The sequence below is a fragment of the Candidatus Bodocaedibacter vickermanii genome (assembly GCF_014896945.1).
Taxonomy (GTDB): Bacteria; Pseudomonadota; Alphaproteobacteria; order UBA6184; family UBA6184; genus Bodonicaedibacter; species Bodonicaedibacter vickermanii.
On sequence record NZ_CP054719.1, the window covers coordinates 630298 to 656171 of the forward strand.

Sequence of the window (25874 nt, forward strand, 5' to 3'; positions counted from 1 at the left end):
TAAACAAAGTTTTTTATTTATTAAGTATTTATTATATTTTTCATGTTTTACTAAACTCATACAATACTAATAAATGACACACCCATGGATGACTTATTAAACGAATTTTTAATTGAAACTTCTGAAAGCTTAGCTAAGCTGGACTTAGAACTTGTTGAATTGGAACACAACCCTGAAAACCCCGAAATATTAAACAGTATATTTCGCACCATGCATACTATCAAAGGCACTTGCGGGTTTGTTGGGTTACCCCGATTAGAAAAGCTTGCCCATGCCAGTGAAAATGTTCTTGTAAAAGTACGTGATAAGCTTTTAATTATTAATGAAGAGGTCATCAACGTAGTTCTTGAAAGTATTGATGGCGTAAAAAACATCGTCACAAAACTATCAGAAACAGGAGGAGAGCCTGATGGTAATGATGATGCTGTCATCGAAAAATTACATCAAGTATTAGAGCAACACTCCCACTCTAAATCAAACGATTCACAAACAACTGTAGAAGAAATTGATTTTGACTCTATTGCAATACCTACTGACTTAGAACTAGTTTCTCCTGCGGAGATCCCTGCTCCCGAAATAGCACCAAGCATCAATGCAATCTCATCCGCTCCGCCAGTTGAAAAGAATGGCGATGAAAAAAGCTCACCCGAAAAAACATCCGGGATGAGCGATCAAAATCAAACCATTCGCGTAAATATTAATACGTTAGAAAACCTGATTAATATGGTGGGTGAACTTGTATTAACTCGAAATCAATTAATGCAATTAGCTGATCATTCAGAAAACTCTGCATTAAATTTACCCCTTTACCGGTTAAATTATGTGACCAGTGAATTACAAGAACAAGTGATGAAAACACGCATGCAACCTATCGGTAACGCATGGTTAAAACTACCCCGAATTGTGCGTGACTCTGCAAAAGAATTAAACAAGAAAATAGACTTAGAATTATTAGGCGCTGAAACTGAATTAGACCGCCAAGTTATCGAACTTATCAAAGATCCGCTAACCCATATGATTCGCAATGCAATGGATCATGGTATTGAATCGCCTGTCGATCGTATCAAGGCAGGAAAATCTGAAAAAGGCGTTATTCGAATGAATGCCTATCACGCAGGTGGTCATATTATTATTGAAATAGCCGATGATGGTCGTGGGTTAGACGTCGAAAAGATTCGAAATAAAGCCATTGAAAAAGGCCTGATTTCTATTGAAGAAGCTTCACAACTTACTGATCATCAGGTTTTCCAATTTATTTTTAAGTCTGGGTTCTCAACGGCTGCAGTAGTTACTAATATCTCTGGACGTGGCGTTGGAATGGATGTGGTTAGAACTAACATCGAAAAAATCGGTGGAACTATTGAAATTCGTTCAAAACAAAACAAAGGAACAACATTCAATATTAAAATTCCACTTACCTTATCCATTGTATCTGCTCTGATTGCAGAAGTTGCAGGATATCGTTTTGCTATCCCTCAACTTAACATTCTTGAATTAGTTCAAATTTCAGGAAACTCAGCAAATAAAATTGAATATGTGAATGGGCACCCTGTATTGCGACTTCGTCAAAAACTTTTGGCTTTAGCCCATATGGATGAACTGTTAGGCCTGACGGCAAAAAACAAAACGGATGATAAACACTATGTTATCGTGTTGCAGGTTGGGATGTCATTTTTTGGAATTATTGTCGACAAAGTATTTAACACTCAAGAAATCGTAGTTAAACCAGTATCGTCTCTAATCAGAAATTTATCTATCTTTGCAGGCAACACAATTTTGGGCGACGGCGGAGTTATTACCATATTAGACCCCAATCATATTTCCGGATTACTCGCAAATATTAACATTGAAAACACGGACTCTCAATCTCAAACTATAGAGCCTAGCACAACAAAGAATAGGAACATAGAAACCTTCTTGTTATTTTTAACGCAAGATCGCACTCCCAAAGCAATTCCCTTATCAACCCTTACACGTTTAGAACAAATTAATCTAAACCAAGTAGAATACGCTGAAAACAAACCCTGCATTCAATACCGCAACAATCTGATGTCGTTGGTTTTCATGATTGATAATACTCAACAGAATGATATAAAACCTGTGCTGGTCTTCTCCAATGATACTCATACTCTTGGTCTGGTTGTCGAAGAAATTTTAGATATCATCGAAGGCGATGGGATGAATTTAAAACTTGAAGCACACGATCCGTCTAAACTCGGAACCACAATTTTAAAAGGACATGCCACAGAAATACTGAATACTGATTATTTCTTACAAGCAGAGTTCTCTGATTGGTACTCTACATCTAAAAATGACACCTCTCAAAAGAAACAATTAGTCTTTGTAGGCGATCATTTTTATGGGGCTAACTTCTTAATTCCCTTTTTAAAAATCTCTGGATTTCATGTAACGGCGCTTACCAACGCAAATGAATTAGAAAAGTTTTTCTCACTAAATTTCAAAACTGATGGATTTATTTTAGATATAGAATCAGATCTAATTTCAAGTTGCTGTGCTAATCTACAAAAGCAAGAAGCCTATTCAAATATTCCAAAACTATTTATTGCAAATGAACCACAAAATCATCGTCCAGATATCTACGACGGGTTAATCATCAAAAAGTTGGATCGCAATGACCTTATTAGTCACGTCAACTCACTGTTTACAAAACAATCGAACGTATAGGAGCTCTTTATGATAGATACCCCTCTCAAAAACAATCTATCAGATGACAGTATTCACGATCACTATTTAACCGTGAAAATAGGCGATCAGTTATTTGGATTTCCAGTGATTCACCTAAGAGACATTTTTAAATCATTAGAAATAACTCCTATTCCCCTAGCCCCAAAAGCTATTTTAGGTTCCATTAATCTTCGGGGAAAAGTTGTAACTGTCATTGATTTAAGATTAAAACTTTATCCTAATGTTAATATCGAAAACAGAGACTCTATGCATATCGCTGTCGCGCATGGACAAGAACTCTTAAGCTTTGTTGTTGACAGCGTCGGAGATGTTCTGAATATACCTCAATCTAAATTTGAACCTCTTCCTTCAACCTTAGAACAACACTGGTTGAATATCGCAGAAGGCGTTTGCCAACTCAACGAATCCTTAATCATTCGGTTAAATATGGAACATTTATTGGATCTTATCACCCGTGAAGACCGCACTAATGGAGAAAAAAGCCTATGAAAGAGTTACTAATCGTTGATGATTCTTCCACTATTCGCAAAGCAATCTCTATGATTCTAAAACCATTTGGCTTTAATCAGCATGAGGCAGAGAATGGTAAAATAGCCTTAGATTTTTGTCAGAATGCGATGCCCGACATTGTAATAGTTGATTGGAACATGCCAGTCATGACAGGCATAGAATTTTTAGAATTGGTTCGAAAATTAGAAAACGGTCACAAACCTAAAATAGTCTTATGTACAACAAATGCCGAACTAGAGCACATACAAGAAGCCCTAGAAAAAGGCGCTGATGAATACATTATTAAACCCTTTACAAAAGAAATGATCGAAGAAAAATTATCTATGATTGGTGCATTTGAATGAACTTTAACACTAAATCAATGAACGATATTCTAATTGTAGACGATTCTATTGTTATCAAAAACCATACACACAAATTAGTAAAAGCAATTGCTGGGGTTGGTAATATTTATTTGGCATCTAATGGTCAAGAAGCTGTTAATGTTCTGAAAGAACACCCAACCATTGATATCATTATTCTTGATATTCAAATGCCAATCATGGATGGTATTGCGGCATTACCGCTTTTGCTAAAAATAAATCCAAAAGCAAAAGTTATTATTTCGTCAACTCTCTCCGTTAAGGGTGCTGAAATAACGCTACACGCTTTGGCTTTGGGGGCTTGCGACTATATAACAAAACCAAGCCCAACAGTCTTTCAATTTTCTGTTGAAGATTTTGAGAGAGAACTCACAACAAAAGTTCTGGGTTTATTCACTAAAGAGGCTCTTACAAAGAATACACCTAATCTGCGATCAACACCGATCAGATCTACACTCCCTTTATTTCCACAAGCGCTTGTAATTGGATCATCTACTGGGGGACCTGCCGCATTGCTTAATATTCTTAGCGGGATGAATCAAACCAGAATACCTATTTTTATCGTTCAACACATGCCCCCAATATTTACAGCATTGCTTGCAGAAAACATTCAAAAATCAAGCGGGATTAAAACGGTTGAAGTCATTGAATCTCAACCCCTGACAGAAAATTGTATTTATCTTGCTGCGGGTGGTTTTCACATGGAAGTTATTTCGAAAAATGCGCAGATATTATTAGAGGTAAATACAAATCCTCCACAAAATTTTTGTCGTCCCTCTGTAACACCTTTGTTTTCTTCTGCGGCTAAGGTTTATAATAATAGGTTGCTTGGTTGTATGCTAACAGGTATTGGCAATGATGGGCTTGATGGGGCAAGAGATATTATCAACGCAGGAGGGGGCATGATCGCTCAAGATGAAACGTCAAGCACCGTATGGGGCATGCCGCGAGCTGTATATGAAGCAGGGCTTGCAACTCAAGTTATGTCGCTATCGAATATCAAAGAATTAGTTCACAAGATAACAAAATGACCTCATCTGAAAACACATTAACAGATAGCAACTTTCAGTACTTTGTTGATTACATTCAACAAACATGTGGGTTAGTCTTGCAAAAAAATCAGCTTTATTTACTGGAAAATAGACTCATTCCCATCATGCGTCAATACAACATCCCAACGCTTAATGATGTCGTTGAACGCTTAAAAAAACAGGATCCATCATTTGGTCAAACCCTTGTCGAAGCTTTGGTGACTCACGAATCATCATTTTTTCGCGACAAAAAAGTATTTGATTTTTTTGCTCAAGAAATACTTGAAAAACTATACCCTAAAGCTTCTTCATTAGCTCCTCTCAATATTTGGAGTGCAGCGTGTTCTTCTGGTCAAGAACCCTACTCTATTGCAATGCTAATGAAAGATTTTGCTCAAAAAACTACCCCTCTTATCCCGATCTCTTCGTCTACATGCCATATTCTTGCAACCGACATCTCAAAAAAAATCTTAGATAAGGCTCAAGCAGGATCGTTTTCGCACTTTGAAGTTCAGCGTGGATTACCAGTAACATTGTTAATCAAATATTTTAAGAAAGACGAAACCAACTGGATGATTAGCAAGGAACTAAAAGATTTAATAAAATTTGAAAATTATAACCTTACTCAACCCAGAAGAATAATCACGCAAACGTTTCATGTTATTTTCTGTAGAAATGTATTAATTTACTTTAACGAGTGCGATAAACTAAAAGTTATCCAGCATTTGCACAGCCATCTTAAATCAGGCGGGCACCTGATATTGGGCAGCTCTGAATTTATTCTTCAAACTCAAACTAACCAACTTGCACTAACACCGGTAAAAGACTATCCCGGTATTTATCAAAAATCATAAAACTTCATACTATGAAAAACGTTTGCGAAATGGATTGAAATAAAGATCTGGAGGAGAGAAAGGGATTCGAACCCTTGATACGGTTAATATTTGTTTACTTTAACGTAGCCAGAATCTGTAAATCATAATCAAATAATGTACTATCATAAAATAATAATGAATTAAGAGTGCGACTATAGTGTTTAATAAAGTTTAAGATTTCTCCTTCAGAGTCAAATCCAGGGTCGATACAACAGCCCATAGCCATTCTAACCTGAGACACCCTTGAAAGGCTATATGACAAATCAACTCCTTCAGCTATACTCCCTGAGACAAAATTACTTAAGCCATTGAGGTGATTTTCTAATTCAGAATTTACCATGAAGTTACAATCAATATTAGCCGCTTTCAAACGCAAAGTCATACCAAGGACATGATGATTATCACTTTTAGAATTATACGAGAGTATTTCAGGCATAGTATCAAGAACCTTACTGCCAATAATAGACGGGTCTGATATATATAAAGTTGCATAATCCATAGTTTTTTCCACATACAGTCTCTGGAGGAGAGAAAGGGATTCGAACCCTTGATACGGTTTGAGCCGTATACACACTTTCCAGGCGTGCGCCTTCAACCACTCGGCCACCTCTCCCTGTGTGATAGTTGTACTATAACTTAAGGATATAAATCAAGATCGTTTGGTCTATTGTTTCCATAATAATCGCATTTGATCTGCTATCCAGCTATATGATTGAGCCATTTGAATTAGGAATGTTTCAATCATTTGCATGAATCAACTTTTCGCCCTATTTTATACCTCCGCTAAGGACTCTGGCATTATTATACTTAATGGGTAATATCAGCAAATCGGTTGTAGACTTCTTTTATCTCAAGAATTTTTCCATTCGAGTCAAACTGCAAAATTGCCGTTGTAATATGTAACCCTACTTTTTCCGAATCCCAAGAAAACCGCAAGGCTGAGCAGTTCTTTTCTTTATCACACAAAACATCTAAAACCTTTATAGACCAGGGAAACGCGAAGGCTCTTGCATTACGTAATTGTTCGATTAAGGCAGTTCGTCCTTCTAGGATGCATTTGCCATTTTCAATTTTCTTAACATCTTGTGAAAAAATATTAGAACTATAAGATTCATAGTCTTCTAAGTTAGAAAATGCTCCTACATTACCCATAAAATCTATATACCTCATCGATAGCGATAATAAATCTTTATTCATAAAACACCCTGTAATAAATTATTAATTGCGGATAGAACGGGATTCCAACCTGCGATATGATTTAATCAATCATCTCTTGTGATGCTTGTACTATAACTTAAGGATATAAATCAAGATTGTTTGGTCTATTGTTTCCACAATAATCGCATTTGATCGGATATCCAGCTATACGATTGAGCCGTTTGGATTGGGAATGTTTCAATCATTTGCATGAATGCATGAATCACGCCTGGAACATTTTTCTCAGCGACCTGCCCACCTGCATGGATTAATTTTTCACCATACTTCATTCCGTCATCGCGAATAGGATCACAATCGGCCGTCAATATAACTGCGGGCGGTAACTGATTAAATTTTTTATAAAATAACGGCGAAATACGCCAATCTTTTAAATTCTGATTCTTAGCATAATTAGCCGCATAATAATCCAATGAATTTTTGGTTAGAAAAAAACCATCTCCGAATAATTTTACAGATTCATGTTTAAACGTTAAGTCTAAACTTGGATAAATTAACAGTTGAAATTTAGGCACTATGGAATTGGTTTCCACTAACGATGATGTCAATGCTGCAGAAATGGTACCTCCTGCGCTATCACCCCCTACAGCAATTTGGTCTACCTTAGCACCCAGAGCAGATGCAGTTTGCTGGCACCATGCATACACCACACCAGCATCTTCAATCGCAGCGGGATAAGGATGTTCCGGGGCCAATCGATAATCAACCGATACAATGATACAATTAGCTTCTTTTGCAAGGCGTCGACATAACGCATCATGGGTATTCAAACTACCCCGACTCCATCCGCCTCCATGAAAATATATTAACAGTGGCAGTTGTTGTAAGGTAGGCCAATATATTCGAACTGGTATACCTGTTTTTCGCGTCGATGACATGACGACTCGATCTTCTGTACGCGCCATGGAAATTGGAACGCCACCTTGGTATCTGGATAATTTTTCATAATTATCTCGAGCAACTTCCGTAGGTAACTGTTCAACAGGCGGCGTATTTAAAAACTCTAATTGCTTTAAAAATGCTGCCGCCTGCGGAACAAGCTTTGAAAAAATGTTATCTTTTGACTTAAACAACCTAACCCTTATTTCTTTTCTTTAGGTACAGCAGGTTTTTTCACAGTCTCTGGTTTTGCTAGTGCAGGTTTCTTTTCAACTGCAGCACTTGCGATTTGAATTACTTTATCTAAAGGTGCACTTTCTCCTAAGAACACTGTATGAAGAGGGTGCGCAAGTGATGTGCCCGCGTCTTCAATGATCTTTAATAATTGGAACATACATTGTTCACGCACACGAACATGTTCTGGCCATTGGTTTGTTTTTGCATAAAACATCACCAACAAATTAAACCCATGCTGTACTAAATTGCTAACTCTAACAAGAATAATTGCCTTTTTAGGATCTGCTTCTACATCGGGATTATTGGCAAGCCATTCACTAAAACTAGCAACGATTTTTTCAAGTTGCTCTTGAGTTGATGTATGTGCCAACACAAATTCTTCCTTTACTTCCCAATTTGTAATGCGCGAAAAATTTGTAACAGATGCTGCTACAAAAGCATCATTAGGTACTGTAGTTAACGTACGGTCAAAGCCTCTAATGGTTGTTGTACGAATACCAATATTCTCAACAAACCCTTGAAGTTCACCCATTTTGACCCAGTCGCCCTCTTTGAATTTACCTTCCAAAACAACCGTTAATGACCCTATTAATCCCTGAATAGAATCCTTAGCTGCCAAAGCTACCGCCGTGGTTAATAATGTTAGTCCACCCAAAATTGGGCCAATATTAATATTGAAATTTCCAAGAACAGTGACGACACCTAATACGGCAATCACTATCTTAACAGCATTTGCCAATAACTCTTTAATCGTATCATTGATCGTTAAACCAAAGCCTTTAAATAGTCTTGTTAATACTAGAGCTCCCACAAAATGATATACTGTCATAAAGAACGATATGTCTAAAGTCGTTTTAACGCATTGTAATAAATAAGGCTCAAACTTTGCGGGAAAATCTCCTAACTTGTGTACGACATATATCGACAGTGCTATAAACACTAAATTTATTGGAAAGTGTATCTTAGATACCAACTTTACAACTTTAGTTTTATCTTCAGGGGTGGCACCCTCATGCGTAAGCAAGTCCCTCAAAATAACAACGATAATATTAGCTACAACTACACCCAAAATCAGAATGCAAACACCCACAATGTAGTGAAAGTATGCGTTGTAAAACTCTTTACCCAATAAATTTTCTAACATTTTGTACTCTTTGTTTATTATTAATTTTTTTAGTGTACTAGAAAAATACTAATATTAGATTAATCGTGATTATGAATTATCACAAGAGGTTTTATCCCCCTTAATCGACTAATATGTCTTCGAATTAATAACCTAACTTCTTCTTCCATTTTATGAGGTGACGATTGTGTACCTTTTTTCAATGAATCATAAATCTTTTCTGCTAAGATCTGCTCAAAACTTGCAGCATCCTGACCTACCTCAACCACTCCGCGGGATGAAACTTGAACGTCAAGAATAACCTTAGTTTTTGGATCCCAATTTAATGATGCTAAAACAACACCACTGACAGATAACTTATGACGATCCCGAATAATGCTACCATCCATGTCAATCATATCATGACCGTCATAACCCAAATATCCAGAATGGACACGTTCAACAATTTGAGGCTCATTAGGTCCTAGTACAACAAAAGAACCATTCTGTGGTGTGATTACTTTTGCAATTCCACACTCTTCTTTTGCAAATCGCGCATGTTCCATTAAATGTTGATATTCACCATGAACTGGAACAGAAATTTGTGGACGAATCCAATCGTACATCATACGCAAATCATCGCGACAGGGGTGACCCGATACATGTATTAAGCTTTCTTTATGATTTAAAATCGCAACACCATTACGCACTAAATCATTTTTTACCTCAGTGATTTTTGTTTCATTACCTGGAATTTTACGTGAAGAAAAAATCACAGAATCGCCCTTGTCCAAACGAATATTGGGATAACTATTACTTGCTATACGTTTTAAAGCAGCCTTTGTTTCTCCTTGGCTTCCTGTACATACATATAAAACCTGGTCTCTGGGTAATTCAGATGCTTTATCAATGCTAATACGATGCGGAATCTTTGTGAAATATTTAGTAACAGTGGCGGCTTCGATCATTGTTTCCATTGATCTGCCCACAAATACGACGAATCGTCCAGATTCTTTTGCCGCTGCAACGCACGAATCCAATCGTGCCACATTGGATGCAAAGCAGGTAATGACCACACGGTTTTTTTGCTTTTTAACCAATTCAATTAATGCATTGCGCACATCTTGTTCTGACCCAGCATTTCCCTCTTCAAACACATTTGTAGAGTCACAGACCATTGCCAAAACGCCCATATCACCGATCTTCTTTAGTGCCGGGATATCCATCTCACGCCCAACAACTGGATGCGGATCTATTTTCCAATCACCCGTATGAAATATACGACCCAGTGGAGTTTCAATTAACAAGCCATTTGGCTCTGGTATGGAGTGTGCCAAGTGAACATATTCAACCTTAAAATCACCCACCTCTATTTTACCACCCAACGGAACAGTGTGCAGTTCCACCTGCCCCATCAACCCTGCTTCGGTCAGTTTATTTTTAACAATCTCCATGGTAAATGGAGTTGCATAAATTGGACACCGCAATCTAGACCACAAATAAGGCACTGCCCCTACATGATCTTCATGGGCATGCGTCAAAATCAACGCAAGTAAATTGTCTTTATTTTCTTCAATAAATTTTGGATCTGGTGCAACAACTTGAACCCCACATTCATCTTTGAATGTAACTCCAAGATCTACCATAATCCATTGGTCGTTGTATCCGTACAAATTTAAATTCATACCGATTTCACCCGCACCACCCAAAGGAACGAAAACCAATCCTTCTTCTGGGTTCAAATCACCTTTAACTTCTACTGACATTCTCAAAACTCCTATATAAAAACGTCCGCTGAATAAATCAGCTTCTTGTCCCCGTCCACATCAAGAATCAGGGCACCATCATTGTTAATATCGTGTAACTGTCCAAAAAATGTTTCCTGTCTAGTTACAACCTTACGTGTCTGACCTAATCCTTCTAACAAGGTCATATATTTTTGCCGCAATTTTGCAGCATCACATTCTTTTAATACTTCAGCAAACTGAATAAAATATTCAGACATTTCATCTAATATTTTAATCGTATCAATTTGCACCCCAGTCTCTGCCAGTACGTTGGTGGTCGCATAGGACACTTTACCATCTTCTGGTGATTGCCTTAAATTCAGACCAATCCCAACAAGAAACGTGCTATCAACTTTTTCGATTAATATTCCACCAATTTTCTTTTTATTCAACATAATATCATTCGGCCATTTCACCCGAAATTCTGCCTTAGAATGACTTAGTGTGGATAATAATTCGCATAGCTTTATACATACTAACATAGGAATCTTACCAAAGTCATAATGCTGAATTGATAAATCAATCGCAAATGTCGCTAAAAAATTTCCACTATATGATTCCCAAGCACGCTCAAACTTACCATACCCATTGGTTTGCAGATGAGCCATAACAACAAACGGACGATCTGTCGATGCTATACGTAATCTAGCATCCGTTTGTGTGCTGTCTATCGAATCATGAATAATTTTTTCCATTAGATCCTATAATTAGTGTTTCTGCTGCTGGTGTCACATACTGCACATATAATGTTTGCAGCACTGGCACATAACATCCTAACAGCTGAATGATAACTGCGGGAACAAACACCCATAATAATTGCATGTTAACATTCATCGATGGCCCAATCGATTGTTTAGCAGGCATATCTATATACATCAGTTTTATAACTTTTAAGTAATAAAATAAACTAATTACTGTTGTTATGACCGCAAATACTGTCAAAAACATTTGCCCTTGGCTAATAATATACTTCAACACCAATAGTTTTGGAAAGAATCCAATTAGCGGAGGCATCCCCGCCATCGACAAAAAGCACACTGCCAACATGAATGCATGCTTAGGACGAACCTGCGACAATCCTTCTAACTTTGTTAAAGCTAAATCGTTGCTTTCCTCATCAGGCTCTCGTTTGTCTTTCAGTGACATCAAGCATATCAATGTCATCATCAATGTAAGACTATAAATTAGAACATACACAATAATTGAGGATACCCCAACTGCGTGGATGTTTACAATCCCCATCAACATAAATCCCGCATGTCCGACAGAGCTATACCCTAAAAATCGTTTCATGTGCGTTTGAGAAATCGGCACAACTGCTCCCACAATCATCGATAAAATTGCTATAACACTCAGCATCCCGTTAATATCCAACGACTTGTTTTCAGAACACAGTCCAACAATCAGCTTTAACAATACCGCAATCGCCGTAACTTTTGAAAGCGTCGAAATGATGCTGGTCGATGGTGTTGGTGCCCCCTGATACACATCGGGCACCCATTGATGAAATGGAAATGATCCTATTTTAAATAAGAACGTACAAATCACTAATATACTACCCAATACCCCTGCTGTAGAACCCGCTTTCATCGCCGTTGTAATCTCATAAAGGTATAATGTGTTATATGATCCGTATACATACGACGCACCCAATAAATACAGCACAGACGACAATGACCCTAAGATAAAATACTTTACTCCAGCTTCTGCCGAAAATTCAGACTTGCGTTGCATCACCACCAATGTATAAGCTGCCAGTGCCTGAATCTCCATTCCAACATACAGCAACATCAAGTGGTTTGCTGATATCATCACACATGCGCCAACGATCAAAAACAACACCATCACAGTGTGTTCATTTTTGTTGAGTGCATATTTATCTATCAAGGTGGATGTTGCTAAACTTTGAAACAACGCCAACGTTAACAGCGCTATTTTAAATAGTCGTGTAAACATCGATATGGCAAATAGGTTGTGGTAATACACACCATCTGGCACGCTCAATACTATGGCAACAATACAAAGTATTAAAACGACTGATGATAAGCTCATAAGGTGCGTGACACATTTTTGAAATACATCCAGCAATAATATTAAACAGGCTCCAAAAAATAAAATCATCTCTGGTAAAATAGGTGTGATCAACTCAATCATAATTACCCCTTTACCATATGTTTAACAGTATTGTCTAAAACCCCAATAACGGTTTTTGGATATATTCCAATCCACGCGATCATCATGATTAACACAGAACAAATAGCAAATTCTTTTAGGGTAATGTCCGCAATCTTCTGCACAACTTCAGCCGTTTTTCCAAGAAATACTTGCCTGTACAGTGACAATCCATAAATAGGGGCTAATACAACGCCAACCACGGTTAATATGCCCATCAATTGGGAAACTTTGAATACTGCTATGGTCACCATGATTTCCCCCACAAACCCGCTGGTTATGGGCAAACTTATCAAACCCAAGATGAATATGAAGGCTATGGCAGAAAGTTTTGGTGCAATAGAAACGACACCACCATAGTGATGCATATCGCGTGTATGCGTGCGACGATACAACATGTCTACCAAATAAAATAACCCAGCAGAAATAATTCCGTGACTGACCATCTGAATCACCGCACCCTTAACACCTATGGCTGATTGACTGTATATCCCCAACGTCACATATCCCATGTGAGCAATGGATGAATACGCAACCAATTTTTTCATATCAGATTGCGACCATGCCAATAAGGATGCATACACAATCGCAATGATGCTAAGCCCCGCAACGACTGGAAAATAATTCGCAGAAAGAGCAGGAAATGCCAACAAATGAAAGCGTATCATCGCATATCCGCCAAGCTTTAACAGAACCCCAGCAAGAATCATCGATGCAGTTGCAGGTGCCTGAACATGAGCATCTGGCAGCCATGTATGAAATGGGATCATTGGAATTTTGATGGCAAATCCAATAAACAACGCCCACCATAAGGCATGCGATACAGTATTTGAGAAAGACTCTTCGATCACTGATTTCCAGTCTGCAACATTGAAACTTTGCACATAAGTTCCAATGACCAGAAATGCCACCAACATTAGAATGGATCCAAAAAATGTGAATAAGAAAAATTTATAGGTTGCATAAACTCGATGCTCGCCGCCCCATATCCCAATTAACAAAAACATCGGAATTAAGACAGACTCAAATAACACATAAAACATGATCACGTTTAAGGAGATAAACGCGCCTGTAATGAATGACTGCATACACAGCAATGCCATGTAGTACAGCTTTGGACGGGTTTGAATACTGCTCCATCCCGCTAAAATGACCAGGGGCATCAGCACACTCGTCAACATTAACATCAACAATGAAACTCCATCAACTCCAACAGAATATTCTATACCCATCCCCCCGAACATCGGGATGGTATGCACTAATTGGAAATGAGATTTTGCGGCATCAAATTCCTGCCACACGACCAAGAAAACTAAAAACGTGCAGCATGTTGTCCACAGGGCAACAGCACGCGCATTGCGCAAAACTTGAACGGGTGATCCTTTGATAAAAAACAGCAACAACGCTCCGACAAGTGGCAAGACTAACAACAATGTTAAAAACGGAAAACTAATCATTTTATGATGACCACCACATATCCTAATATACCCATTAACCCAGCAATCATAATGATGGCATAATCCCTAACACTTCCAGTTTGCATGTGTCGGAAGACACGTCCCAATCGACCGATGAATAACGCAAACCCATTCGATCCATATCGATCGATCAGCCCTTTTTCAATGTGATGGTACAAAAAACCACCCAACCAATGTAACGGCTTAATTAATACTTTGCGATAAATCTCATCAATTGCAAATCCACTTTGAATGACTGCGGCAACTCGCTTAAAATGAACCAAGCATACAGCCAGTTTGTGACGCTGAGTATGATATATCCAAACAGCCAATACAATGCCAGACAACGCCACAACGACAGGCAATCCTTGAATAAACATTGGCATATGATGTTCTATTTCAGTAAACACATAAGCCCCAGAAATTAGTTGAGGCTTTGTAAAGAACCCAACCAACGCAACTCCTGAAAACACTGCCCCCACTGCCAAAACGACCTTTGGAATCAGCATGATCATTGGCGCCTCATGAATATGAGACTGCACCCGTTCATCTGCCTTACAATCGCCATGGAATACCAACGATATTAAACGCCATGAATAAAACGCCGTTAAAAATGCTACTGATAACCCAACAACATAAGGCACAATCGACCCACCCTCCATCGCATACCCGAATAAAGAGTCCAAAATCCAATCCTTTGAATAGTATCCTGAAAACAATGGAATGCCTGCAAGTGCAAGGCTACCCACCCAAACAAGGGCATATGTAACTGGAATTTGCTTATACAAACCACCCATCTTACGCATGTTTTGCTCACCCGACATTGCATGAATCACAGACCCCGCCGATAAAAATAACAACGCTTTAAAAAACGCATGGGTCACTAAATGAAACAATGCCGCTGAATACATCGACACACCACACGCCATGAACATATACCCCAACTGACTGCATGTGGAATAAGCAATCACACGCTTAATGTCTTTTTGAAACAACCCAACCACCGCAGCAAACAAGGCTGTTATTGCACCAATCACGACAATAGCTATTTTTACAGAGGGTGCATATTCAAACAAGAATGATAAGCGAATTAACAAAAACACTCCCGCTGTCACCATCGTTGCAGCATGAATTAATGCCGATACAGGGGTTGGTCCCTCCATCGCATCAGGCAACCACACATGCAATCCAAATTGAGCCGACTTAGCCATGGCTCCAATCAAAAAGCACGCACAAATAAACGTATATGCATTAATAGTTAGATGATCCGTTAATCGAAAAAACGCCTGATCATACGTTGAAAGCTTTGATAAGATCTCAGGAATAGATACAGAATCAAACACTGCAATACATCCCACAATACCAAGCACCATGCCCATGTCACCAATTCGATTTGTAATAAAGGCTTTCATTGATGCCGCATTGGCTGATTCTTTTTGGAACCAAAATCCAATTAATAAATAAGACGACAGCCCAACGCCTTCCCATCCTAGGAACAATTGCAGCAGGTCGTCTGACATAACCAAAAACAACATAAAGAATGTAAATAAACTAAGGTAAGACATAAACCGAGCAATCGATTTATCGCCCTTCATATACCCCAAAGAATAAATGTGCACCATAAATGATACAATGGTTACGACCGCTGCCATTATGGCAGACAAGCTGTCGACATAAAGTCCCCAGGTAATCGTATGGCGATCATCCAATGGAATCCACGACAGCATTTCCCCATGCACCACTTTTTTTGCAACAATAACATCATAGACTAAATCCAAAGCAATCAGCGCAGAAACACCCATACACATACACGTGACCAGTTTTGCAAGATCATCCATAGTACGTTGATTGAAAAAGCTAATCAGTCCGGCAACACAACTGCCGATCAACGGAATCCATAATACTGCAGCGGCCATGATCATGTTTTAACCCTTTAATACAGTTGCATCTGCAACCGAGATGACAGAACGCTTGCGGAAATAAAAGACTAAGATACCCAGCCCAACGGCAGATTCAGCCGCAGCAACTGTTAGCAAAAATACGGTGAACACATGCCCATCAATATTGTGTGCTGCATAGGCATACGCAATGAAATTAATGCTGACTGCCAGAAACATAAGCTCGATGCATAAAAAGACTTTGATCAAGTTATTCATGCTAATCAAAATACCCATGGCTGCAATCACAAAAACCAAGATACTAAGGATATTAATGTGAAACGGATCAATCATTTAAATGCCCTCTCCCCGTTTAACTTTAACCATCTGCAGCACATCTTCGGGTTTGCGATTAATCTGATCGGTTGAATTTTGTCGTTTAACGTGTTTTACAGATCGACTTTGAAACGTCACGATCACTGCTGACACCATTGCCACCAATAACACGACAGCACAACACTGAAATATTAATCCATACTGTGTGTATAACACTCTGCCAATTGATTTAATGTTTGAAACGTCATGATCAGAAACTCGTGATGACTGAGGCACCTGCAACAGCAGTATCAACTCTGCAACAAAAATCGCCCCCATTCCAAAAATCCAATATCTATAGGGCTTAAGTTTGGACAGTACAAACCGCTCATCTGTTTGCGTTAATGTCATCACAACGAACAGTAACAATACTGATACGGCTCCAACGTAAATAATTACAGTACTGAGTGCAACAAATTCAGCCCCCAATAAGATATAAAGAGCCGAAGCATTAAGGAATGCAAAAATCAACGATAATACGCTGTACACAGGCTTTCGAAATAGAACAACTCCCAAAGCCCCTAAAAGGATTAGACTTGAAAATCCATATGCTAGAACAGGTTGAAACACCGTATACGTTACCTTTATTATTCTTATTTTTTATATAGGCTATAACTACATCTTATCTGTATGGCGCATCTTTTTCAAGGTTTGCTGCAATCACAGATTCCCACTTATCGCCATTTTCTAATAATTTTTCTTTTGTATAAATTAATTCTTCTCGCGTTGTCGTACTGAATTCAAAGTTTGGTCCTTGAACAATAGCATCCACCGGGCAGGCTTCTTGGCATAAACCACAGTAAATACATTTGGTCATATCAATATCATATCGTACGGTTCTGCGCGTGCCATCATCGCGTTCTGCCGATACAATTGTAATAGCTTGGGCAGGACAAATAGCCTCACACAGCTTACACGCAATGCATCGCTCTTCACCATTTGGGTATCTGCGAAGCGCATGCTCACCGCGAAACCGCGCACTGATTCGACCTTTTTCAAAGGGATAATTGATTGTAACCTTGGCTTTAAAAAACATGTATTTAAACGTTAAGCCCATGCCTTTTAAAATATCGAGTAACAACACTCGTTTAATTACATTCCACATGATCAGACTCCCTTTAACAACAGCATCACCACCGCTGTCAACATAAACCAAACCAGTGAAATAGGCAGAAATACTTTCCACCCAATGTTCATCAATTGATCATATCGATACCGTGGCAATGTTGTTCGAACCCACAAAAATAAGAACAAGCAAAATGTTATTTTCATGCCCATCCACACAAACCCAGGCACCCATGCAAAGATCGCCCAATCAAAAGGTGGTAGCCATCCGCCCAGAAATAAGATGGACATTAACGCACTCATCACAATCATGTTGCCATATTCCGCCAGAAAAAAAGCCCCAAAAGGTGTTGCAGAATACTCTACATTAAATCCCCCCGCCAGCTCACCTTCTGCCTCAGCAAGGTCAAAAGGCGTGCGGTTGGTTTCTGCTAACGCTGAAATAAAAAACAGTATGAACATTGGAAAATGCGGGATAATAAACCATAACCCTTTTTGACCCTGCACAATATCGGACAGGTTAAACGACTGAACGGTCATTACGACAGACAGCAGAATAATCCCCATGGAAACCTCGTAGGAAATCATCTGAGCTGCCGCACGAAGTCCTCCGTACAGGGCATAAACTGAATTGCTGGACCACCCCGCCATGATGATCCCAAACACGCCCATCGAACTGATAGCAAGCAGGTACAACAACCCCAGATTAATATTTGCAAAAACAAGCGCCTCACCCCACGGAATCACCGCCCAACTGGCCAAACTTAACCCAAACGTAATGATGGGCGCCAGCAGGAATACCGGAACATCTGCATTTTTAGGTAGAATGATTTCTTTGTGAATCAACTTAATACCATCAGCAAAGGGTTGAAATAAGCCAAACGGTCCAATGACGTTTGCGCCCCATCGCATTTGAGCCGCCGCCAATACTTTTCGTTCTGCCAGGGTAAGGTACGCAATCGCCACGATCGTACCCACCAAGAATACCAACACACCCACACACAATTTTATAAAAGGAATCCCTAATTCAAGGATATCGTTCCAGGTCATTTTTTGTCTCCCTGAAAAATTTCTTTAGTACACTGAGCCATTATTTTCGAATACTTACTGATCACATTCGTCATATAAAAATTCGCAATCGCAGGCTGAAGCTCTTCACTAACTAAAGTTCCTTTTACTCCCATATTTGAATCCCAATGGCGTTTACTAAAACTTCTGTTTTCTGAAAACTCATTGTTTTCTTTTTGCAGATCTTTTCGCACATCTTGAATCGACGCATACTGCTTCTGATGCCCCATACGATTTAATAATTCGGCAAAAATCTGCCAATCCGTACGCGCATCACCGGGTGGATTTACCGCCTTATGAGCATATTGAGATCGCCCCTCTGTATTCACATAAATAGCCGACTTTTCGGTATACGCACATCCTGGTAAAACAACATCAGCTCGAGACGCACCTTTATCACCATGATGCCCGATATAAACTACGAATGTATTTTTGCTTATTTTGTGTGCAACATCATCAACCCCCAGCAAAAACATCAAACTAATCCGACCATCGTGGGTTGCAGGAATCATGTCCGTTGCACTCAATCCATTTTCACCTGGCACAAACCCAAGATCCAAACCACCCACCCGATTGGCTGCCGTGTGCAAAACGTTAAACCCATTCCAACCATCATCACGGACTAAATTATATTTTTCAGCAATCTTGGCACACGTGTTTAAAATCACGGAACCTTGAGACGATTGCAAAGCAGATTGTCCAATAATTATTGCTGGACGTTTAGCCATTTTAAGCGCTTTTGCGGCTTTTCCTTTACCCGCTAAAAGATCTGTCAATACCACAACGTCATTTCCAAGATCAACGACGGGATACGTTAAATCATGTTCAAACCCAATTCGGAACATCTGCATGCCGTTGTTCACAACTCCACGGCGCAATCGAATATTTAGAACAGGGGCTTCCCATCGCGGATTCGTTCCAATCAATACACACACATCCGCAGTATCAATATCATTTAAACTGGTGTTAAACACAAATGACGCTGGGTTTTCAGCATCAGCATACGCCCCAACCACACGGCAATCTAAATGTTGAGACCCTATATGTTGCATCAATCGTTTCATTAGCAGCATACTTTCACAGTCAACCAAATCCCCTGCCAATGCTGCAACCTTATGACTAGGTGTTGTCGTTAGTTGTTGTACAACGTTTGCAAGTGCATCATCCCACGATGCAGGCTGTAATGTCCCTTTGTTATCTCGAACATAAGGTTTATCTAACCGTTGCGACAACAGACCATCGTAAGCAAATCGACTTTTATCCGACAACCAAATTTCATTAATGTCTTCCATTTCCCGTGGCTTAATTCGGAATACTTGTCCACCACGACTATCCACACGAATATGCGATCCCAACGCATCCATCACATCAATGGTATCCGTATGTGTTAGCTCCCAAGGACGCCCTTGGAATTGATAGGGTTTAGAATTCAAAGCCCCAACCGGACATAAATCAATTACATTACCAGAAATTTCTGACTTAACTGCTTGTTCTAAAGTGGTAATTTCCATATGTTCACCCCGACCCACAGCGCCAATGTCAGTGACTCCCGCTATGTCTTCTGCAAAACGAACACACCGCGTACAGTGAATACATCGGGTCATTGTCGTGCTGATTAAAGGCCCCATATGTTTACTTGGGACTATACGTTTTTCTTCCATGTACCTAGATCGATCACGACCGTAATGCAGCGTCTGATCTTGCAAATCACATTCTCCCGCTTGATCGCACACAGGACAATCTAAGGGATGGTTAATCAACAAAAACTCCATCACACCTTCGCGATCTTTTTTCACATGATCTGTCGTTGTGTGAATCACCATGCCATCTTGAATTGTATTTGCACAGCTGGGTATTGGCTTACGAGATCCCTCAACATCCACCAAACACATACGACAATTTCCTGCAATATCTAATTTGGGATGATAGCAAAAGTGTGGTATCTGAATACCCACTTGCTGACAGGCTTCAATAATGCTGATCGCCTTTGGAAACACATGTTGTTGATGATCGATTGTAACTTTAATCATGACACACCTGTAATTGGACACCCTCGCATTGCTCGGGTGACGTTTGATAGCCCACCCACCCGACCTGGATAGCGTATAGTGCCGCTACCAGGTCTTTACCCACAGACATCATCGTCGCCCTCCATGCTCAATACGTGCAATCAGCTCGTGTTTAAAATGCCGAATCAATCCTTGCACAGGCCAGGCAGCGGCATCACCTAACGCACAAATGGTATGCCCCTCAATTTGATGGGTAATATCTTCTAACAGGTCGATGTCTTTTAAATCTGCATCACCCCGTTGAATACGGGTCAGCAATCGCCATAACCATCCGGTACCCTCACGGCACGGTGAACATTGACCACAACTTTCATGCATGTAAAATTTAGATAACCGTGCGATGGCTTCAACAATATCTGTCGATTGATCCATCACGATCACCGCCGCAGTTCCCAAACCAGACTTCACGGCAGACAGGCTATCGAAATCCATTGCAACCGTATCACAGATTGATTTAGGCAATACGGGAACGGAAGACCCACCCGGTATGACCGCCAGCAAATTATCCCAACCACCTCGCACACCACCTGCATGTTTTTCGATCAACTCTTTTAAGGGAATTCCCATTGCCTCTTCAACATTGCACGGTGTGTTTACATGACCAGAGATACAAAATACTTTGGTACCACAACTTTTTGCAGGACCTAATCCTGCAAACCACTGCGCACCTCTACGTAAAATTGTGGGCACAACAGCAATGGTTTCAATGTTATTGATAACTGTGGGCTTTCCATATAATCCAACAACCGCTGGAAATGGCGGCTTTAGACGGGGTTGCCCTTTTTTTCCTTCAAGACTTTCTAACAGTGCTGTTTCTTCACCGCAAATATAGGCACCCGCTCCGCGATGCACATACAGATCAAAATCAAACCCGCTTCCAACGGCGTTCTTGCCCAACAGTTTTTTGTCATAGGCTTCTTTGATCGCTGTTTCTAAAATATCAGACTCTCGTTTAAATTCCCCACGAATGTAAATGTACCCAACACTTGCACCAATTGCGCATGCGGCTAGCAAGGCACCTTCGATAATTTTGTGCGGTTCATTTCGAATAATATCACGATCCTTGCACGTTCCAGGTTCACCCTCATCTGCATTCACAACAAGGTAGTGTTGCTGATTATCTTTTGGAATAAACGACCATTTCATGCCCGTTGAAAAGCCAGCGCCGCCACGCCCACGAAGGCCAGAGGCTTTAATTTCAGCGACAATCCAGTCAGAGCTCTTTGCGATCAAATCAGCCGTTTTATCCCAATCCCCACGCTGTTCTGCCGCACTCAAATTCCACCCCAAGAATCCGTATAAATTTTTGAAAATGCGATCCTGATCACTTAAAAATGTCATGATGCAAATCCTTTCACGGGTTCGGAACTAACACGCCCAATCATAGATCCTGTCTTTACAGGCTTTCCCGCAATAACATCATCCAACATCAGGCTGAACGCTTCAGGATTTACATCTTCAATGTATGCGTCATTGATCTGTACGATCGGCGCGTTCACACATGCACCCAAGCATTGAACCTCAAACAAACTGATGTCGTTTTTCGTTTCACCAGGCTGAATGCCTAATTTTGTTTTACACACGTTCATAACGTCATCACTGCCTCGCAACCAACAGGGCGTTGTGGTGCACACTTGAATGACCGTTTTACCCACCGGCTGTAATCGATACATCGTATAAAACGTTGCGACTTCTTGCACGCGAATGACGGGCATTTGCAACAACTCTGCGATCGTTTCGATGGCATCACGAGACAACCATCCACCATTTTGAGCTTGTGCTAAATCCAACAATGGCATCACTGCACTTTGCGGATGATCTTTTGGATACGTCTCTAAAATCTGCTTAATTTTTTTGTGGTTCTCAGTTGAAAATTTAAATGAGCTGCTCATCGATCCACCTCTCCCAATACAATATCCATGGATCCAAGAATGGCAGAAATATCCGATAACATGTGTCCTTTACTGCACATATCCATAGCCTGCAAAAATGCAAACCCCGTCGACCGAATTTTACATCGATACGGTTTATTCGTTCCATCAGAAACTAAATACACACCGAACTCTCCTTTCGGTGCCTCCACCGCGGTATACGTTTCACCCGCCGGAACCCGATACCCTTCTGTATACAATTTAAAATGATGGATCATTGCTTCCATACTTGTTTTCACATCTTGGCGTTTAGGCGGCGCAATCTTATGATTATCAACCATCACTGGACCTTTCGGCATTAAGCTTATACACTGTTTGATGATCTTAATACTTTCGTACATTTCAGCAACCCGCACTAAATACCGTGCATAACAATCCCCCGTGTTTGCCACTGGAATATCAAACTCAACTTTATCATAGGCATCATAGGGCTGAGATTTTCGCAAATCCCACGCAACCCCACTTGCACGCAGCATGGGACCCGTAAAGCCCCACTCAATGGCTTCTTCAGACGATACAATTCCAATATCAACCGTACGTTGTTTGAAAATACGATTCTCTCGAACCAATCCGTCCATTTCATCAATCTTAGACGTAAGCTCTTTTATAAACTCTAAAATATCATCCAACAATCCGTCAGGCATATCTTGATGAACTCCGCCCGGTCGAAAATAGGCGGAATGCAGCCGGGCTCCACTCACGCGTTCACAAAACCCTAAAACGACTTCTCGATATTCAAAACCCCATAAAAACGGCGTCAACGCACCCACATCCATCGCAAACGTCGTCACATTCAACATGTGATTCATAATGCGGGTTAATTCTGCAAATAACACACGAATAAATTGAGCCCGAATCGGCACTTCAATACCCAATAATTTTTCAACCGCCAATGCAAAGGCATGTTCCTGACACATGGGCGACACATAATCTAATCGATCAAAATACGGCAACGCCTGCAAGTATGTTTTATCTTCAATCAACTTTTCTGTCCCGCGGTGCAACAACCCAATATGGGGATCCACACGTTCAACCACCTCACCATTCATTTCCAAAATTAATCGCAACACGCCATGTGCTGCAGGATGTTGAGGACCAAAGTTTAATTGAAAAGTTTCCTTATGCATGGTGATCTCCATCTTCTGAAGATTCATAGGTTGGGTCGTACCATTTGTTTTGCATAAAATCAAAATGCCGACGCGCTTGCGGTAAGTTTACTGGATCATAGACAACGCATCGTTTGTCTTCATCATAATGCACCTCAAATCGACCCTCTGTTGGAAAATCCTTACGCATCGGATACGCCTCAAACGTATAATCCGTTAAAATACGCTCTAGCTGAGGATGTTGATCAAACACAATGCCAAACATATCAAACACTTCACGTTCATACCAATTGGCAGCTTTGTATATGCGACACAATGACGGCACAGCACCCATGTCAACCACTGATACTTTTACTCGCACTCGAACGTTACGATGCATGTTTAACACATGATACACAACCTCAAACCGTTTGGGTTTTTGGGGATAATCCACAGCCGTAATATCTGTTAACTGCAAAAATTTTACAGAGTGTTTTAACGATCCCATCACGTCTATTAAGCGCTCTAACGGAACAATCAGTGTATATTCACTCAATGCATTAATATATTGGATGTCACGAATATCCAGCTTGTCTTCAAAATGATCTTTTAAATCGTTTAAGAAATCCTGCACATCAACACCTAAATTTGAACACGTTTAGCAGTACGGTTAATCACTCGTTTTTTACCCATGTGCACTTTGCGTTGCAATTGCAACAATGCATACAACAATGCCTCAGCCGTTGGCGGACACCCGGGTACATAAATATCAACAGGAATAATGCGATCACATCCACGCACAACGGAATATGAATAATGATAATACCCACCCCCATTCGCACAGGATCCCATTGAAATAACCCATTTCGGATCTGGCATCTGGTCATATACACGACGCAAAGCAGGTGCCATTTTGTTGGTGAGCGTTCCCGCGACAATCAATACATCCGCCTGCCTGGGGCTTGGTCTAAAAAACATGCCAAACCGTTCAAGGTCATACCTAGCCGCAGCCGTATGCATCATTTCAACCCCGCAACACGCCAACCCAAATGTTAAGGGCCACATGGATCCCGATTGAGCCCATCGTGCAATCTCATCCAACGTGGATAAAACAAATCCCTTATTTTCAATGTCTTTATAGGAATCAAATAAAAATTTATCCTGCGGATTTGGAGACTCTAATCCCATTCCAAGGCTCCCTTTTTCCACTCATAAATAAATCCAATTAACAGAATAAATAAGAAACTAAAGACGCCAGCAAACGCTGACCATCCCAGCTCTAAAAAGGTGACAGCCCATGGAAATAAAAGTGCGATTTCTAAATCAAACAGCACAAATAAAATGGCAACTAAGTAATAGCGAATGTCAAAGCGAATGCGTCCCGTATTAAACGCATCAAACCCACATTCATAAGGAGCAATTTTATCGTCGTAAACAGTTCGATTGCCTCGAATAAAGGCTAATGCAACAAACACCGTTGCAATAAACAATCCTGCACCAACAAACACCAAAATTGGTAAATATTCTTCTAAATTCATTATACATTCATTATACATATGTTTAAGCTTACAGGACAAAGTATTAACAAATGGTAACCAAACCACATCAAAAAATATGCCCTTGGCAGCCTGGCAACGTGCCGTTGCATCCGTTAAGTTAGATCCGAGCAGCGTGACGCTGCACTCTATAGTTAGATCAGATTCGCTCTGAGGCGAATTATTAGAAAAAGCACCACCGTTAATCTGAAATTAATAAAGGTTAAAATTCAGTTAACACGATTTTTTTACCACCCCCCGCCCTAGTCACCCTCAGTGACCTTCGGGTGGGGGGACAAAACCCACTCCCTAAATCGCAAAAAAATAGACGAAGCAATCCGTCTTTTCTTCACGAAACGGTGGGCTGAAATAAACTATGTAAGTGCACTAAAGATATACTATCGTACAAACGTTAACAAAGAATTGACAAAACAAACTTTTTTAGCAACGTGACGCTGCACCCTATAATCAGATCAGATTCGCACAGACACGGATTTCAATTTTTACAAACTGTATTACCTAATGGATCCAACGGC

General features: G+C 40.1%; 25 protein-coding genes and 1 tRNA gene. 5 read left to right on the forward strand and 21 right to left on the reverse strand.

Annotated features, from left to right (window positions below; all coding sequences use genetic code 11):
* The first annotated feature begins 84 nt into the window (after positions 1–84).
* The 5 genes from CPBP_RS02980 to CPBP_RS03000 are packed head-to-tail and all read left to right on the forward strand — an operon-like array spanning position 85 to position 5463.
* Positions 85–2685 (forward strand): chemotaxis protein CheA, encoded by a 2601-nt coding sequence (locus CPBP_RS02980; RefSeq protein ID WP_350332568.1) that lies wholly within the window; start codon positions 85–87, stop codon positions 2683–2685.
* A 9-nt stretch (positions 2686–2694) separates the two neighbouring features.
* Positions 2695–3195, forward strand: a complete 501-nt coding sequence (locus CPBP_RS02985) for a chemotaxis protein CheW (protein ID WP_350332569.1) — start codon at positions 2695–2697, stop codon at positions 3193–3195.
* Entirely contained in the window at positions 3192–3560 is a 369-nt protein-coding gene (locus tag CPBP_RS02990; protein ID WP_350332570.1) for a response regulator, read from the forward strand. Before CPBP_RS02985 ends, CPBP_RS02990 begins: the two co-directional genes overlap by 4 nt.
* Complete coding sequence (cheB, locus tag CPBP_RS02995; RefSeq protein WP_350332571.1) at positions 3557–4609, forward strand: chemotaxis-specific protein-glutamate methyltransferase CheB; 1053 nt, start codon at positions 3557–3559, stop codon at positions 4607–4609. The genes CPBP_RS02990 and cheB overlap by 4 nt, the downstream gene beginning before the upstream one ends.
* A complete protein-coding gene (locus CPBP_RS03000; protein ID WP_350332572.1) occupies positions 4606–5463 on the forward strand; it encodes a CheR family methyltransferase in 858 nt (285 codons plus the stop codon). Before cheB ends, CPBP_RS03000 begins: the two co-directional genes overlap by 4 nt.
* A gap of 94 nt (positions 5464–5557) precedes the next feature.
* Here CPBP_RS03000 and CPBP_RS03005 read toward each other — a convergent pair whose 3' ends face one another.
* The 21 genes from CPBP_RS03005 to ndhC all read right to left on the reverse strand — a co-directional run bounded on the left by CPBP_RS03005 (position 5558) and on the right by ndhC (position 25341).
* Positions 5558–5983: a hypothetical protein gene (locus CPBP_RS03005; RefSeq protein WP_350332573.1), complete on the reverse strand. Its 426-nt coding sequence runs from the start codon at positions 5981–5983 to the stop codon at positions 5558–5560.
* Between the two features lie 22 nt (positions 5984–6005).
* Positions 6006–6097: transfer RNA gene (locus CPBP_RS03010), tRNA-Ser, on the reverse strand.
* Positions 6098–6291: 194 nt separating this feature from the next.
* Positions 6292–6681 (reverse strand): hypothetical protein, encoded by a 390-nt coding sequence (locus tag CPBP_RS03015; RefSeq protein ID WP_350332574.1) that lies wholly within the window; start codon positions 6679–6681, stop codon positions 6292–6294.
* Between the two features lie 125 nt (positions 6682–6806).
* Positions 6807–7772 (reverse strand): alpha/beta hydrolase, encoded by a 966-nt coding sequence (locus CPBP_RS03020; protein ID WP_350332575.1) that lies wholly within the window; start codon positions 7770–7772, stop codon positions 6807–6809.
* Positions 7773–7780: 8 nt separating this feature from the next.
* Complete coding sequence (locus tag CPBP_RS03025; protein WP_350332576.1) at positions 7781–8959, reverse strand: mechanosensitive ion channel family protein; 1179 nt, start codon at positions 8957–8959, stop codon at positions 7781–7783.
* Positions 8960–9018: 59 nt separating this feature from the next.
* The gene (locus tag CPBP_RS03030) at positions 9019–10683 is read right to left on the reverse strand and encodes a ribonuclease J (RefSeq protein WP_350332577.1); all 1665 of its coding nucleotides are present in this window, start codon (positions 10681–10683) and stop codon (positions 9019–9021) included.
* A gap of 11 nt (positions 10684–10694) precedes the next feature.
* A complete protein-coding gene (locus tag CPBP_RS03035; protein WP_350332578.1) occupies positions 10695–11399 on the reverse strand; it encodes a biotin--[acetyl-CoA-carboxylase] ligase in 705 nt (234 codons plus the stop codon).
* The gene (locus tag CPBP_RS03040; RefSeq protein WP_350332579.1) at positions 11380–12858 is read right to left on the reverse strand and encodes an NADH-quinone oxidoreductase subunit N; all 1479 of its coding nucleotides are present in this window, start codon (positions 12856–12858) and stop codon (positions 11380–11382) included. The genes CPBP_RS03035 and CPBP_RS03040 overlap by 20 nt, the downstream gene beginning before the upstream one ends.
* Before the next feature lie 2 nt (positions 12859–12860).
* Positions 12861–14333: a complex I subunit 4 family protein gene (locus CPBP_RS03045; RefSeq protein ID WP_350332580.1), complete on the reverse strand. Its 1473-nt coding sequence runs from the start codon at positions 14331–14333 to the stop codon at positions 12861–12863.
* On the reverse strand, positions 14330–16255 hold the full coding sequence (gene nuoL, locus CPBP_RS03050; RefSeq protein WP_350332581.1) for an NADH-quinone oxidoreductase subunit L: 1926 nt from the start codon (positions 16253–16255) through the stop codon (positions 14330–14332). Before nuoL ends, CPBP_RS03045 begins: the two co-directional genes overlap by 4 nt.
* 3 nt (positions 16256–16258) lie before the next feature.
* On the reverse strand, positions 16259–16564 hold the full coding sequence (gene nuoK / locus CPBP_RS03055) for an NADH-quinone oxidoreductase subunit NuoK (RefSeq protein ID WP_350332582.1): 306 nt from the start codon (positions 16562–16564) through the stop codon (positions 16259–16261).
* Positions 16565–17155, reverse strand: coding sequence for an NADH-quinone oxidoreductase subunit J (locus tag CPBP_RS03060; protein WP_350332583.1), 591 nt, complete (start codon positions 17153–17155; stop codon positions 16565–16567). It abuts the gene before it with no gap.
* 52 nt (positions 17156–17207) lie between these two features.
* Positions 17208–17690, reverse strand: a complete 483-nt coding sequence (gene nuoI, locus CPBP_RS03065) for an NADH-quinone oxidoreductase subunit NuoI (RefSeq protein WP_350332584.1) — start codon at positions 17688–17690, stop codon at positions 17208–17210.
* 2 nt (positions 17691–17692) lie between these two features.
* Positions 17693–18700: an NADH-quinone oxidoreductase subunit NuoH gene (nuoH, locus tag CPBP_RS03070; RefSeq protein WP_350332585.1), complete on the reverse strand. Its 1008-nt coding sequence runs from the start codon at positions 18698–18700 to the stop codon at positions 17693–17695.
* A complete protein-coding gene (gene nuoG / locus CPBP_RS03075; RefSeq protein WP_350332586.1) occupies positions 18697–20748 on the reverse strand; it encodes an NADH-quinone oxidoreductase subunit NuoG in 2052 nt (683 codons plus the stop codon). The genes nuoH and nuoG overlap by 4 nt, the downstream gene beginning before the upstream one ends.
* A gap of 108 nt (positions 20749–20856) precedes the next feature.
* A complete protein-coding gene (nuoF, locus tag CPBP_RS03080) occupies positions 20857–22128 on the reverse strand; it encodes an NADH-quinone oxidoreductase subunit NuoF (protein ID WP_350332587.1) in 1272 nt (423 codons plus the stop codon).
* On the reverse strand, positions 22125–22679 hold the full coding sequence (gene nuoE, locus CPBP_RS03085) for an NADH-quinone oxidoreductase subunit NuoE (RefSeq protein WP_350332588.1): 555 nt from the start codon (positions 22677–22679) through the stop codon (positions 22125–22127). The genes nuoF and nuoE overlap by 4 nt, the downstream gene beginning before the upstream one ends.
* A complete protein-coding gene (locus CPBP_RS03090) occupies positions 22676–23857 on the reverse strand; it encodes an NADH-quinone oxidoreductase subunit D (protein ID WP_434057607.1) in 1182 nt (393 codons plus the stop codon). The genes nuoE and CPBP_RS03090 overlap by 4 nt, the downstream gene beginning before the upstream one ends.
* On the reverse strand, positions 23838–24437 hold the full coding sequence (locus tag CPBP_RS03095) for a complex I 30 kDa subunit family protein (RefSeq protein ID WP_350332590.1): 600 nt from the start codon (positions 24435–24437) through the stop codon (positions 23838–23840). Before CPBP_RS03095 ends, CPBP_RS03090 begins: the two co-directional genes overlap by 20 nt.
* An 8-nt stretch (positions 24438–24445) precedes the next feature.
* Positions 24446–24991, reverse strand: coding sequence for a NuoB/complex I 20 kDa subunit family protein (locus CPBP_RS03100; RefSeq protein ID WP_434057608.1), 546 nt, complete (start codon positions 24989–24991; stop codon positions 24446–24448).
* Positions 24982–25341, reverse strand: coding sequence for an NADH-quinone oxidoreductase subunit A (gene ndhC / locus CPBP_RS03105; protein WP_350332591.1), 360 nt, complete (start codon positions 25339–25341; stop codon positions 24982–24984). Before ndhC ends, CPBP_RS03100 begins: the two co-directional genes overlap by 10 nt.
* Positions 25342–25874: the final 533 nt, after the last annotated feature.

What these genes read in the sequence shown, in the direction of transcription:
- CPBP_RS02980 (WP_350332568.1), top strand. Translation starts at nt 85, where the DNA reads ATGGATGACTTATTAAACGAATTTTTAATTGAAACTTCTGAAAGCTTA.
- CPBP_RS02985 (WP_350332569.1), top strand. Translation starts at nt 2,695, where the DNA reads ATGATAGATACCCCTCTCAAAAACAATCTATCAGATGACAGTATTCAC.
- CPBP_RS02990 (WP_350332570.1), top strand. Translation starts at nt 3,192, where the DNA reads ATGAAAGAGTTACTAATCGTTGATGATTCTTCCACTATTCGCAAAGCA.
- cheB (WP_350332571.1), top strand. Translation starts at nt 3,557, where the DNA reads ATGAACTTTAACACTAAATCAATGAACGATATTCTAATTGTAGACGAT.
- CPBP_RS03000 (WP_350332572.1), top strand. Translation starts at nt 4,606, where the DNA reads ATGACCTCATCTGAAAACACATTAACAGATAGCAACTTTCAGTACTTT.
- CPBP_RS03005 (WP_350332573.1), bottom strand. Translation starts at nt 5,983, where the DNA reads ATGGATTATGCAACTTTATATATATCAGACCCGTCTATTATTGGCAGT.
- CPBP_RS03015 (WP_350332574.1), bottom strand. Translation starts at nt 6,681, where the DNA reads ATGAATAAAGATTTATTATCGCTATCGATGAGGTATATAGATTTTATG.
- CPBP_RS03025 (WP_350332576.1), bottom strand. Translation starts at nt 8,959, where the DNA reads ATGTTAGAAAATTTATTGGGTAAAGAGTTTTACAACGCATACTTTCAC.
- CPBP_RS03030 (WP_350332577.1), bottom strand. Translation starts at nt 10,683, where the DNA reads ATGTCAGTAGAAGTTAAAGGTGATTTGAACCCAGAAGAAGGATTGGTT.
- CPBP_RS03035 (WP_350332578.1), bottom strand. Translation starts at nt 11,399, where the DNA reads ATGGAAAAAATTATTCATGATTCGATAGACAGCACACAAACGGATGCT.
- CPBP_RS03040 (WP_350332579.1), bottom strand. Translation starts at nt 12,858, where the DNA reads ATGATTGAGTTGATCACACCTATTTTACCAGAGATGATTTTATTTTTT.
- CPBP_RS03045 (WP_350332580.1), bottom strand. Translation starts at nt 14,333, where the DNA reads ATGATTAGTTTTCCGTTTTTAACATTGTTGTTAGTCTTGCCACTTGTC.
- nuoL (WP_350332581.1), bottom strand. Translation starts at nt 16,255, where the DNA reads ATGATCATGGCCGCTGCAGTATTATGGATTCCGTTGATCGGCAGTTGT.
- nuoK (WP_350332582.1), bottom strand. Translation starts at nt 16,564, where the DNA reads ATGATTGATCCGTTTCACATTAATATCCTTAGTATCTTGGTTTTTGTG.
- nuoI (WP_350332584.1), bottom strand. Translation starts at nt 17,690, where the DNA reads ATGTGGAATGTAATTAAACGAGTGTTGTTACTCGATATTTTAAAAGGC.
- nuoH (WP_350332585.1), bottom strand. Translation starts at nt 18,700, where the DNA reads ATGACCTGGAACGATATCCTTGAATTAGGGATTCCTTTTATAAAATTG.
- nuoG (WP_350332586.1), bottom strand. Translation starts at nt 20,748, where the DNA reads ATGATTAAAGTTACAATCGATCATCAACAACATGTGTTTCCAAAGGCG.
- nuoF (WP_350332587.1), bottom strand. Translation starts at nt 22,128, where the DNA reads ATGACATTTTTAAGTGATCAGGATCGCATTTTCAAAAATTTATACGGA.
- nuoE (WP_350332588.1), bottom strand. Translation starts at nt 22,679, where the DNA reads ATGAGCAGCTCATTTAAATTTTCAACTGAGAACCACAAAAAAATTAAG.
- CPBP_RS03090 (WP_434057607.1), bottom strand. Translation starts at nt 23,857, where the DNA reads ATGGAGATCACCATGCATAAGGAAACTTTTCAATTAAACTTTGGTCCT.
- CPBP_RS03100 (WP_434057608.1), bottom strand. Translation starts at nt 24,991, where the DNA reads ATGGGATTAGAGTCTCCAAATCCGCAGGATAAATTTTTATTTGATTCC.
- ndhC (WP_350332591.1), bottom strand. Translation starts at nt 25,341, where the DNA reads ATGAATTTAGAAGAATATTTACCAATTTTGGTGTTTGTTGGTGCAGGA.